Source organism: Moorena sp. SIO1F2 (assembly GCF_010672755.1).
GTDB lineage: Bacteria > Cyanobacteriota > Cyanobacteriia > Cyanobacteriales > Coleofasciculaceae > Moorena.
The window spans coordinates 1-11,771 of the sequence record NZ_JAAHFV010000199.1 but is presented as its reverse complement, the minus strand read 5'-3'; the positions used below and the strand labels follow the sequence as shown (position 1 = coordinate 11,771).

At 45.8% G+C, this 11,771-nt stretch carries 9 protein-coding genes and 1 pseudogene; 5 read left to right on the top strand and 5 right to left on the bottom strand.

Going from position 1 to position 11,771, the window contains the following annotated elements:
• The 4 genes from F6J94_RS21225 to F6J94_RS21210 form a co-directional block, all read right to left on the bottom strand.
• Window positions 1-1,941, bottom strand: a 1,941-nt coding sequence (locus tag F6J94_RS21225; RefSeq protein WP_293043932.1) for a hypothetical protein, incomplete at its 3' end; no start/stop codon positions are given.
• A gap of 406 nt (window positions 1,942-2,347) precedes the next feature.
• Window positions 2,348-2,536 (bottom strand): hypothetical protein, encoded by a 189-nt coding sequence (locus tag F6J94_RS21220; RefSeq protein ID WP_293043930.1) that lies wholly within the window; start codon window positions 2,534-2,536, stop codon window positions 2,348-2,350.
• A gap of 32 nt (window positions 2,537-2,568) precedes the next feature.
• Complete coding sequence (locus F6J94_RS21215; RefSeq protein ID WP_075902491.1) at window positions 2,569-3,255, bottom strand: response regulator transcription factor; 687 nt, start codon at window positions 3,253-3,255, stop codon at window positions 2,569-2,571.
• Window positions 3,256-3,469: 214 nt separating this feature from the next.
• The gene (locus tag F6J94_RS21210) at window positions 3,470-4,435 is read right to left on the bottom strand and encodes a glycosyltransferase (RefSeq protein WP_293043928.1); all 966 of its coding nucleotides are present in this window, start codon (window positions 4,433-4,435) and stop codon (window positions 3,470-3,472) included.
• Window positions 4,436-4,441: 6 nt separating this feature from the next.
• Here F6J94_RS21210 and F6J94_RS21205 point away from each other — a divergent pair, with 6 nt between their 5' ends.
• Window positions 4,442-4,585 carry a hypothetical protein gene (locus tag F6J94_RS21205; RefSeq protein WP_293043926.1) on the top strand — a complete coding sequence of 48 codons (144 nt, stop codon included), beginning with the start codon at window positions 4,442-4,444 and terminating at the stop codon, window positions 4,583-4,585.
• Between the two features lie 187 nt (window positions 4,586-4,772).
• Here F6J94_RS21205 and F6J94_RS21200 read toward each other — a convergent pair whose 3' ends face one another.
• Window positions 4,773-5,987 carry a class I SAM-dependent methyltransferase gene (locus F6J94_RS21200; RefSeq protein WP_293043924.1) on the bottom strand — a complete coding sequence of 405 codons (1,215 nt, stop codon included), beginning with the start codon at window positions 5,985-5,987 and terminating at the stop codon, window positions 4,773-4,775.
• 691 nt (window positions 5,988-6,678) lie between these two features.
• Between F6J94_RS21200 and F6J94_RS21195 the strand changes: the two are divergent.
• The 4 genes and pseudogenes from F6J94_RS21195 to apcB form a co-directional block, all read left to right on the top strand.
• Window positions 6,679-9,339: pseudogene (locus tag F6J94_RS21195) on the top strand (phycobilisome rod-core linker polypeptide); the annotation flags it as partial.
• 9 nt (window positions 9,340-9,348) lie between these two features.
• Complete coding sequence (locus tag F6J94_RS34380) at window positions 9,349-9,921, top strand: phycobilisome rod-core linker polypeptide (RefSeq protein WP_365939928.1); 573 nt, start codon at window positions 9,349-9,351, stop codon at window positions 9,919-9,921.
• A gap of 714 nt (window positions 9,922-10,635) precedes the next feature.
• Window positions 10,636-11,121, top strand: a complete 486-nt coding sequence (locus tag F6J94_RS21190) for an allophycocyanin subunit alpha (RefSeq protein ID WP_008180111.1) — start codon at window positions 10,636-10,638, stop codon at window positions 11,119-11,121.
• Window positions 11,122-11,211: 90 nt separating this feature from the next.
• The gene (gene apcB, locus F6J94_RS21185) at window positions 11,212-11,697 is read left to right on the top strand and encodes an allophycocyanin subunit beta (protein ID WP_070394727.1); all 486 of its coding nucleotides are present in this window, start codon (window positions 11,212-11,214) and stop codon (window positions 11,695-11,697) included.
• The last annotated feature ends 74 nt before the right edge of the window (window positions 11,698-11,771 follow it).

Sequence of the window (11,771 nt, the reverse complement as noted above, 5' to 3'; positions counted from 1 at the left end):
TGCTGTTTCGCATTGAAAAACAGCTGCTGCATGAAGTGCTTCGAGATTGCTCTTGATTTGCTCTGCATTGGGAGACTTCCCAGACAGATGCAGATCAGTTCTATCAGGAGTTAATCCATTAAGACACTGGCGAATTCGGTGTTGGATAGTACCCCGATAAGAAAGCTGAAATTCAGAGAGGATTTGGAATCCAAATTTTAGTCTGCTGGGTTGCCCGTCTAAAATTTCATCAGGTAGTAGGTTAGCTATCTCTCCAAGAAAATCAGAACCTTTTGCTTCTGTGATTTTTCCTAAATTTGCCTTACCGATTAATACCTCTACTACTAGATTTTTTACCCTATCCAAAGATTTTTTTAACCCAGTATCTAGAGATAGAAAATGTTGTGATAGGTGAGCGCGAATTTCATTGAGGTAATCGCTATAGGCACTTGTGTAAGCCCCTTTACTATCACGCCTACTTTCAATTTCTTCCAAAGATGAGGGAATTTTGGTATCGTTATAGCAATTTTGGATAGCCTCTTCTACAGATTGTTTAAAGTCTCGGTCTTGCTCATTAATTTGGTCACTAAGTTGTTTAAGGACTTTTTCAAGACCACTGGTCAAATCGTTCCAAAGCCCATTAAACAATGGGATAAATTCAACCATCTCTCCTGAAATTTTTCCTTGTCCTAATGCTTGACGGGCTTTATCTAACTCAGCCACCACTGATGTTTGGATTTGCTTGATTCGATCCTGACAAGCAGAGGCATATTGCTGATCTAGGTCAGTAATTGTTTTAGCTAAGTAGTTAAGAATGGGATCTAAAACCTGATCGTTAGCCTCTTGAGCTTCAGCGCAGTTAGCTATTACACAGTCTGCAACATTGATGTGTTTGTTGGTAATGTCGGTTTTCAATTGTTGGCAGAGTTGTAAGTTACTCTCATCACTCAGTTTGTTGAGAACCATAAAAGACCATAGTGGCAGGGGCAGATCATTCAAAGCTCTATAGGCTGTGTCGTACAGTTGCACATCAACGTCCCCCCAAAAGTCCCCTGTACTCTTTGGCATCCGGACAAATAGCACTGCATCAATATCCTCACCAATGGTTTTTACCATCCTCTTTTCATCACCAATTCCTGTATCTCCTAATCCCGGCATATCAACTAAAGCAATCTTTCCAAGATCATCCTTGGGAAACTTGCAGATAATTCTGACCTCTCGAACTGCCAGATAGTTGAAATAAATACGCTCCCCTTGGAGGTTGTCTTGGGCTACATATTCTCGAATCTCTTCTTTCTTGATCTGGCGTGGAGAAGGGGCTTGCAACAGGAGACGATATTTATCTACATTCTCATGATATTGGCGTAGATGTTCATATTTGGCATTAACCTCTGCACCCTTAAGGTCGTTCGGTAGCGAAGGCAAGTCTTTTCTGGCAAAATCATCGATATCAATTGGTTTAGTTCCCAATTTTAACTGCTCATAGTAAGGAGCAATAACCTCATCCATAAAAGTACGGTCTGTATAGAACAAGACCTCACCATATGTTTCAACATTTGGGTTATGGTGAATCTTGCTGCGAACCCCCGTACAGTGTTGACCGCTGCCATCAGGAATTTCTGCTGCAGTCAATCCAGTTAAACTTTGTAATAAACGACTCTTACCCTGTCTTGCTCGTCCAATCACACCGATGTTAAGAGTATCTCGCGAGAAACGAGTTTTGAGTTTAGCCAGTGCTTGTAACTCAGATACAAGATCCTGCTGAATCTTGGAAAAATCGATTTCCTTCAAGCGTCCATTTATGCTTGGTTCATCAACCTTTTCCAGTAGCTGTTGGCGATAATTGTCGAGATAGCTAAGTTTAGAATAAAGAGAGTTTAAATTTACTCCGACCTCTTCAATTCTATTAGCCAAAGGTTGGCGCTTTTCAAGAATATAGGCAATTTTAGCAGTTCTGTCCATAGGTTATATATCCAATTAATTACAGTCCAAGTTTAGCTACCGAGTGTTATCCAGTTACTCTGGGAAATATCACATCAAAATTGCGATCGCTGCACCTAAATTTTGTCAACCAACTTCAGTAGGTTAGTTTATGCAATAACTCATCGCGTTCGTTAAGATACTCTTATATTGCTGTAATGTCGTTAGCAGAGCCTTGTAATGGATCCACTTTAAGAACTGAATCCGGTGGGTAGTGATCGATCCCCACTAGCAAGGCATAAATCCTATTAACCATCGTTTCCTGCGATATTGGCTAAATATTTGTGGGTTTAATTATTACTCTGAGTGATTGGTACTTTTTATGCAGGGAGCGGTTTTTTGTAACATAAATTTACAAAACCTGACGGATAGGATAGCGTTTCCTAGTCTAGTCAGGTACATATAAATTTTCGGCATTGCTAATGGCGTTGCTTACGGCGGTTTGCATAACTATCAGGTACACATTGTTTCTCCACTTCCGACTTCCGACTTCCCATATCCGCTGCTCCCTGCTCCCTGCTCCCTGCTCCCTGCTCCCTGCTCCCTGCTCCCTAAAAGCCAGAACTTTGTACCTCATGATTATGATAATTGCTATAAATGCTTTATCCTCTATTTCGTTAAACCATGTTCCAAAGCATAGCGAACTAACTCGGTACGACTATTGGTTCCCGTTTTGCTAAACAAACGACTAACGTACTTCTCAACATTACGAACACTAGTCTCTAAACGTCGGGCAATTTCTTTATTCATTAGCCCTTGGGCAACCAAATCTAAGACACTCTGCTCTCTAGCTGTAAAATCAATGCGCAAGGGTGGAGGAGTTTGGACAATCCCATGCTTCTGGTCTAACATTGCGCGAATTTCAGCCACTTGCTTGGCTATCTTTTCAAGCTCTGTACTCCCTACACTATCTTCCGAGTTAGCAGCGCGACGCTCCAAGAGGTTTTGAACAATAGCGACTAATTCATCTGGATCAAAGGGCTTCGGTAGGTACGCATCACAACCGGCCTGATAACCCTGAATTCGATCTGAGGTCATGCCACGGGCGGTCAGAAACACCACTGGCAGTGCTTTAAAACGGGGGTCATCTCGAAGCTGCTGTAGGAATTGATACCCATCCACTTTAGGCATCATGATGTCAGAAATTACTAGTTCGGGTGTGCTCTGCTGTAACATCTGCCAAGCATCATTAGCATTGCTGGCAACATCTACGGTAAAACCAAATTCTGCCAAATACTCTTTCACTGCTTCCCTTACTCCTGGTTCGTCGTCTACCAATAAGAGTTTTGCTGACATCGCTAATTCCTTAACCCCTACTAGCCTTAGTGTAGCGCAATTTAGACTGAGATCTTGCACCATTGTCATTAATCGTAGGGTGGGCAGTGCCTACCAACGGGCTTTGCAAGCTTCATTATCTGTCTGGTGCACTGCCCACCCTACATGAACCTAATAAGTGATTTGTGATTAATCGGGAATCGGGAATCGGGAATCGGGAATCGGGATGCAGCTATCAGCTTCCATGGGAAAACCACTCTATCTGATCGGCTTTGTCTGGCAGCCGGGCTTCCTGTTGTCCCTTTGCCCTTGCCCAAGTTCCAAATAGACCAATGGGTGTGCTGATTAGCTCAATCGGATCGGTTTTGCCTGCGATCGCATTAATACTATTGCGCGGTAGTTCTTTCAGCAACCAACGACTGATCCGATACAGATATTCCCTTGGTGGAATATCCCGCATCAAGGGCACACCATGGAGCTGATGTAAGTAACGGTTAGAGCGACCATAGCGATGCCATTGACTGTGATACTCCCGAAAGGTGGAACGGTGTCGGTGCTCAACTATGGCAGTTGGGGCAAGGTGTAATTGCCACTTGCTTTGCTTTTGAATACGCCAGCAGATATCAGCATCACCACCAGTGGTCAGGTAAGGACGGAACAATCCCACTTCCTCTAATGCTTGCCGTCGGATTGCTAGGTTAGCGGTTTGACCGTAGGGACAATAGGAATGGTTTAAGGTATGTTCCTGAGATAGAACATTATGGTACTCAGCGTGTTTTTCTAGCCAGGTTTTACCGGGCAACCCGATGATTTGACCAGCAACAATACCAATACTGAGATTGGCAAAGGGTGAGACCAGGTCTGCTAACCAATGGGGTTTGGGACGACAGTCTGCATCAGTAAAGGCAATTATTTCCCCCTTAGCAGCTCGAATTCCTTTGTTACGCGCTGCATAGGAGCTTTGAATCTGGTCTTCTAGGATGTAGTGGAAGGTTATGCCCTCAGATGCTCCCTCAGTAACAGCAGTTTGGATGAGTGAGGCAGTGCGATCGCTGCTATTATTATCCACTAACAGATACTCTACTTGGTCAGTGGGATAGGTCTGTGCCTGTAAACAACGGACTAACTCTAGTAAATCTGCTTCACCGTTGTAGATTGGTACAACTACTGAAACCTTGGGCAAACATTTGTCATTTGTCATCGGGTAATGGCTAATGGCAGAAGTGTTGAACAGGGAATCGGGAATCGGGAATCGGGAATCGGGAATCGGGAATTGGGAATCGGGAATCGGGAATCGGGAATCGGGATAGAGGTATCAGCTATCAGTTATCAGCTATCAGCTTTTGAATAAAACAGGTAAGCATTGGTTTAATCTGAGTGAAGTCACAGGCTTGAAGCCTGTGCCACAAAGCTGTTCGCTTAGGGTGGCCTTTGGCCAAGGCTGACCGCTGACCGCTGACCGCTGACCGCTGACCGCTGACCGCTGACCGCTGACCGCTGACCGCTGACCGCTGACCGCTGACCGCTGACCGCTTGCATTATCTATCAATGTTGAGCATAATCAACTGGCGTTGGAGTAGCGATCGCACTCCATCTAAATCGAAGTTAACATGCTTGATAATTTCTGCTACAGTTTGGGATTGGGATGAGTTGTCGGCTGAGTTACCATTCTGGTCACAGGCTTCGAGAAACGTAAATTCCTCATCTGATAGCTTAACCAGCTGGTAATCATAGTCAAATAGGGACTTACTTGGCCAACCGGTCATACAAGGGTGCCGTTCTGGAATTGCTGCTAACAGGTCGTTATCCTCTGACCAATCTACCCGCTCTAAGGGAGGACGGGTCAGGAAAAACTCATAATGAGTCAGTTCGGGATCTAATAATTCAATTAACCGATATAGCTCCCGTTCACTGAGACCTTCTGAGCGTGCCATTAACTCTGGATTTTTGCCAAATAAGCGCTCTTTCTGCCAGTAGCGGGGATTAGAAAACCCAAGAAACTCTAAGCCAGCGGCATCGATTAGTTCAAATAGGGTTTCAATGTTATAGTCAATCTCTTGGGGATGAACGTACATATCCGCGAAGCATTCATCCTGATGGTTTTCCAAAGCCCAGCGTTCCCGGTCTCGCTTGACAATTCGGTTTTTTTCTGGTAGTGCTTCAAATAATTGACGACCTACCTTCACCCCATCCTGGTAGTCTCCCTGGTTTTGACCCTGCAAAAGTGCGATCGCTTGCTGCATCAACTGGATTTCCCAGCGTCCTAATTCAGCATAGACAAAGATATGAAATAAGCCCCCTGGTGCTAGTTTCTTAGCTATAGATTGAATCCCACGGATCGGGTCTGGCAAGTGATGTAACACTCCCACACAGTTAATGAGATCGAACTGACCCTCGATTTGGTCAACATCGTACAAGCTCAAGTGATGAAACTCGACCCGATCAGCACCAGAGCGGCGACAGCGTTCCTGGGCTACCTTCAAGGCTCCAGCACTAAGATCAATCCCCACTACTGAGGCTTGGGGATTGAGGTGAACTAGATACTCTGTGCCTACCCCTGTTCCACAACCAGCATCTAGAATCCGAATCTCCTCTCTTTGGGGTGTTTGCCCAGTACAAAAACTATAAGCAGCTCGCCAATTCCAGCGCCAGTTGTATCCAGGAGGTGGCTCATCGAGTAAGGGTTCTGGGGGAAAAGGGTAGGTATCGTAGAGGCGCTCAACGGCAGCAGCGGTTTCTTGAGAGGTTTTCATCACAAAACTTTACAAAAGTTAATTATTAGGAGAAATTTTTTACGAAAATAAAGTATAATTTCGAGGGTTTACTGGGATCAATGGCCATCAATCCTGAACTGGATCCCCTAAATTCTATACAATTCTTAATAAATAAACCGTAGAGATCAGAAAAGTTTTAATCTAAAAGCTAGTCGAGTTTAGCAGTCAGCACCCCGCTCTGAAAAGACGGGGCTTTGTGCGAAGCACACGCTTACACGAACGAGCCTCTTTATTTAGATAGCTGACCAGCCTAAGTCTTACGAGGACTACGTTATCGATAAGAGTTAAAGTTCCTACCTTGGGATGCGTGCCAGTCTCAAGCTCTAGAACCGGATGGTTAAACAGTTGTACGAGGGGTAAGACAGTGCCATCTGGAGAGTACCGATCGATAACATTGGCGAGGCAAACTTAACCCCAGAAATGGGAGTTTTGAGGGATTAAAAAATCCCTCACCCTGAAAAGGGTGGTTTGACGACGGTTAAAACCGCTCGTGTCGTTTTTCCTCCCCGGTCATTAGACGTGGGGCTTGTTCTACTCCCGTCTTTCTTCGTGAGATTGGATAGGACTAACATCAAATGCCTACCCACCAAATGGGTGTCTAAAACGTGTTTATTAACTGCGGCATAAGTCCGCAATGACAGCATAAAAATTTAGGAGCTTTAACAAACCAATGAGTGTCAAGGCAAGTGGTGGAAGCTCAGTTGCCCCTGTGCAACTCTATCAAACTGTCCCATCTGCAACCATTATCCAAGCAGAACAGCAAGACCGCTTCTTAGGAAATGGAGAGATCAACGAGCTACTGGATTACTTCCGTTCTGGAGAAAAGCGTTTAGCAATTGCTGATCTGATCACCAAAAACTCAGACCTAATCGTATCCAAGGCGGCTAACCGGATTTTTGTGGGTGGTTCCCCAATGGCTTTCCTGGAAAAGCCTAAGGAAGAACCTGCCCTAGTAGGGGCTGGGGCTGCAGGGGTTCCCGACACCAAAACCTTGGGAACTAGTACCTTTGTCGAGAGTGGAGGTGGATTATTTTCGGGCTTCCGCGCTCTGTTTAGTTCTCCAACTGGACCAACCCCAGCAGGTTTCCGTCCCATCGACATCAACCGCTATGGCCCGAGGAATATGCAAAAGTCCTTGCGGGACCTATCTTGGATGTTGCGCTATATCACTTACGCCATTGTTGCTGGTGATCCCAACATCCTAGTGGTTAATGTTCGAGGTTTGCGGGAAGTCATTGAAAATGCTTGTTCAGCTGATGCCACAATCGTGGCAATCCAGGGAATGCGGGCGGCTTCACTAGATTATTTCAAAGGTGATCAGTCGGCACAGGAGATTGTTGCCCAGTACTTTGACATTACCCTGAACGAATTTAAAGCTGCTACACCCTCCGATAAACTGCGGCAACGCCCTTCGATAGACCAACAAGGGCTGCAATTGCCCCAAAGTTACTTTAATGCAGCCGAGCGGCGTCCTAAGTTTGTGATGAAGCCCGGTCTGTCATCCTCAGAAAAAACTGAGGTAGTTAAAGCTGCCTACCGGCAAATCTTTGAGCGTGACATTACCCGCGCCTACGGTTTGTCAATTTCTTATCTAGAATCTCTGGTTAAAAACGGGAACATTTCCATGAAGGAGTTTGTTCGCCGTTTGGGCAAATCTGAACTATACCGGAAGCAATTCTTTGAACCTTTTATCAATAGTCGGGCCTTAGAACTAGCTTTCCGCCATTTCCTAGGTAGGGGTCCATCTTCAAGGGAAGAAGTCCAAAGCTACTTCTCCATTGTTTCCGATGGTGGTCTACCCGCTCTAGTAGATGCCCTGGTGGATTCTCAGGAATACTCCGATTACTTTGCCGAAGAAACGGTTCCCTATCTGAGGGGTTATGGTCAAGAGGCTCAAGAATGCCGTAACTGGGGCATGCAGCAAGATTTGTTGCGCTATAGTGCTCCCTTCCGTAAGGATGCCCAGTTTCTCAATACCTTTGCCAAGTACGAGCAACCCCTGCCTGACCAACATGTTTATGGTTCTGGTAATGACTCGTTGGAAATTCAGTTTGGGGCAATTTTCCCGAAAGAAACCCGGAATCCTACTACCACCCCCGCTCTCTTTGGCAAAGATACTAAACGTCTGCTGATCCACCAAGGCCCAGCCATCAATAACCAAAATAGTAATCCAGGGGCAAGGGGTGTATTCCCCGGTTCCCTTGGCTCTAAGGTGATCCGCCTTGATCAGATTCCTAGTACACAAGACACTAGTATCAAATTTGCTGAAAGCTCTACTCAAAGGGTAATTCGTGCCTGTTACCTGCGAGTGTTTGGGTTTATGCCCTATGAAGGAGAACGGCTCAGTGCAGCGGAAACTCGGCTGGAAAACGGTGAAATTACCGTCCGCGAGTTTATCCTAATGCTGGCGAAGTCTGATGGTTTCCGCAAACGCTACTGGACACCATTGTATGTGGTCAAGGCAATTGAATATATCCACCGACGTTTGCTCGGTCGTCCTAGCTATGGGCGCTCCGAGATGAACAGTTACTATGAAGTTGCCTATAAAAAAGGTTTCTACGGTGTAGTAGAGGCAATTGTCAACAGCAAAGAGTACTCTGAGGCATTTGGGGAAGATACGGTTCCCTATGAGCGCTATGTGACGGCTGCTGGTTTAAAAATGCGCACCGGAGTGTCTGGTAGCGTGACATCAGCAATGGCAATCATGGGTGAGGAGAAAGTACCTCGCTTTGTTGAGCTGGGTATGGGCAAAGACATGCTCACCGAACCGGAAGTTGAATTCCGGATTAATCAGGGGGTCAGTGTACAGCGTGAACAAACCAAGATCTTTAAGCTGATTGACCTGAATGATAAGCCAGCCTTGAAAGTCCTGATTGGAGCAGCTTATCGGCAAATATTTGAGCGGGATCTTGAACCCTATGTGATCAAAGCAGCATTCACCTCCCTGGAAAGCCGACTGAGCAATGGCGAAATTAATCTCAAGGAGTTTATTGAAGGCTTAGGTTGTTCTGATCTCTACATCAAAGAGTTCTACACCCCCTACCCCAACACCAAGGTGATTGAGCTGGGTACCAAGCACTTCCTAGGACGTGCCCCCTTAAATCAGAAGGAAATCCAGACCTACAACGCAATTCTAGCCTCTGAAGGGATTCGGAGCTTTATTGGCGCAATGGTCAATGGCATGGAATATGCTCAGGCATTTGGAGAAGATACCGTCCCTTACCGTCGCTTCCCCACCTTACCAGCTGCTAATTTCCCCAACACCGAGAAGCTGTATAATCAGCAGACCAAGCAGAATAGTGATGTGGTGGTACCAAGCTTTGATCCAGTCGAGCCTCGCATGGATTCGTCTAAGCTACCTTTGACCGGAAAAGCGATCGCAGATATGGCTGCCCAAAAGTGGGAGATGGCTACCAACCCCTCCGAGCTGGCCAAGGTAGGTCGTTCCTCTAATCGGAACCAACCAACCTTGAATCCTAAATCTGCTAAGCCAACACGGATTTTCCGCATCACCCCAAACATTTCTCAGGTCGAAAGCGCAGTGGTGATTGATTCCATTTATGACCAGGTCCTGGATTTATTCGGTGAACCAGTACCACCAAAATACCGGCAACAGCATCTAGACAGTCAACTGCGCAATGGGGAAATTTCCGTGCGGCAGTTTGTTAAAGCCTTGGCGAGTAGTAACACCTATAGTCAGCGGTTTTACCAGGCTTATCCCCCTGCGAAAGTAGTTGAGTTATTGTTCCGGCACTTACTCGGACGTACCCCTAACACTCACGGTGAGGTTCAAACCTACCAGCAGCTGTTGGCGGGACAGGGTCTAGAAGCTGCAGTAACCGCTATGGTTGATAGTTCAGAATACTCCCGCTTCTTTGGTGAAGACTTAGTCCCCTATCAGCGGGTTAGTTAGCAAAAAGTCTGAATTATGAAGGTTGGAGGTTGGAGTTTTGGAGGTTAAAGGTTGAAGGTTAAAGGTTGAAGGTTAAAGGTTGAAGGTTGAAGGTTAAAAATTAAAGGTTGAAGGTTGAAAATTAAAGGTTTGGAGGTTTGGAGGTTTAAAGGCTGTCGGTAGGTTGGACTAGCCTTAAAGGTTCAACTTTCAACCCCCAAACCTGATCAAGCCGGAATAGCAACCCCAAACTAAAATTACTTTGCCATCACTGAGGTACAGTCAATTTTCGCAACCCCTACTCCCTACTCCCTACTCCCTACTCCCTACTCCCTTAACTAAGGCCACTAACCTGTAACTCACCCTTCATACTTCATACTTCATACTTCATACTTGATTAGGGAAAATGTTACGATGTGTTGCGAAACTGGGAAAAATGTCAACAATCTGTAGCAAAATATTCCCGGAAGCTAGGTTTATGATTAACCAGCTTTGATTTAGGCTTTGATTGAGGCCTTTAATTTAGGCAGGGTTAGCTAAACCAAGTTTTGCTGGGACGTGCGTCGGCTGAAGTTCCGACGGCGTATCGAGAACGGCGATTTACCCGGCACATTGCGAGTAACTGCAATGGGACAGAAGCTCTAATTACACCGCAAGGTTAGTTAGAGAGCGTTCATTTTTGGAAATGCCGGTTTACACAAACCTGGTGATATTTTTTTCTGGAGGAATCCATCTATGAGTATTGTCACGAAATCCATCGTGAATGCAGATGCTGAGGCTCGCTATCTGAGCCCTAGTGAATTAGACGGTATCAAAAGCTTTGTTACTTCTGGTGAGCAGCGCTTACGTATCGCTCAAACCTTAACAGGCTCCCGTGAGACAATTGTTAAGCAAGCTGGAGACCAACTATTCCAAAAGCGTCCAGATGTTGTCTCTCCTGGTGGTAACGCCTACGGTCCGGAAATGACCGCTACTTGCCTGCGGGACATGGATTACTACCTACGCTTGATTACCTACGGTATTGTGGCTGGTGATACCACACCAATTGAGGAAATTGGTCTAGTAGGTGCTAAGGAAATGTACAAGTCTTTAGGTACCTCCATTGATGCTGTTGCCGAAAGCGTCCGTTGCATGAAGGGTATCGCTACTGGCATGATGTCTGGAGACGATGCTGCTGAAGCTGGCTCTTACTTCGACTATGTGATTGGTGGATTGTTGTAGGGCAATAAATACCCCTTGGCCTAGTGTTCTGAGGCAAGTCTGTCTGTAGAACCGATAATCACAACTTGAGTTAAATAAGGAAATAGAATCATGCAAGACGCAATTACTGCTGTTATCAACTCTGCGGACGTCCAAGGTAAATATCTAGACGACTCCGCTATGGAAAAGCTCAAGGGCTATTTCCAAACTGGTGAGCTGCGGGTACGTGCAGCAACTGCCATTAGTGCTAATGCTGCTACCATCGTTAAGGAAGCAGTTGCTAAAACCCTGTTGTATTCCGACAGCACTCGTCCTGGTGGCAATATGTACACCACTCGCCGCTACGCAGCTTGTATCCGTGACATGGATTACTTCTTGCGTTATGCTACCTATGCCATGTTAGCCGGTGACCCATCTATCCTTGATGAGCGCGTACTCAATGGCTTGAAGGAAACCTACAACTCCCTTGGTGTTCCCATTGGCAATACCACCAATTCCATCCAAGGCATGAAGGAAGTTACCGCTAGCTTAGTTGGTCCTGATGCTGGTAAGGAAATGGGTGTATACTTTGACTACATCTGCTCTGGCTTAAGCTAAGTTAGCTAGTGTTGATGGAATTCGCCAGCCTGTAGTTGTCTGTGTAATTAAGGTCTGGGAAGTTGATTGTGAGA

What these genes read in the sequence shown, in the direction of transcription:
- F6J94_RS34380 (WP_365939928.1), top strand. Translation starts at nt 9,349, where the DNA reads ATGGATTCGTCTAAGCTACCTTTGACCGGAAAAGCGATCGCAGATATG.
- apcB (WP_070394727.1), top strand. Translation starts at nt 11,212, where the DNA reads ATGCAAGACGCAATTACTGCTGTTATCAACTCTGCGGACGTCCAAGGT.
- F6J94_RS21200 (WP_293043924.1), bottom strand. Translation starts at nt 5,987, where the DNA reads ATGAAAACCTCTCAAGAAACCGCTGCTGCCGTTGAGCGCCTCTACGAT.
- F6J94_RS21220 (WP_293043930.1), bottom strand. Translation starts at nt 2,536, where the DNA reads ATGAGGTACAAAGTTCTGGCTTTTAGGGAGCAGGGAGCAGGGAGCAGG.
- F6J94_RS21210 (WP_293043928.1), bottom strand. Translation starts at nt 4,435, where the DNA reads ATGACAAATGACAAATGTTTGCCCAAGGTTTCAGTAGTTGTACCAATC.
- F6J94_RS21205 (WP_293043926.1), top strand. Translation starts at nt 4,442, where the DNA reads ATGGCTAATGGCAGAAGTGTTGAACAGGGAATCGGGAATCGGGAATCG.
- F6J94_RS21215 (WP_075902491.1), bottom strand. Translation starts at nt 3,255, where the DNA reads ATGTCAGCAAAACTCTTATTGGTAGACGACGAACCAGGAGTAAGGGAA.
- F6J94_RS21190 (WP_008180111.1), top strand. Translation starts at nt 10,636, where the DNA reads ATGAGTATTGTCACGAAATCCATCGTGAATGCAGATGCTGAGGCTCGC.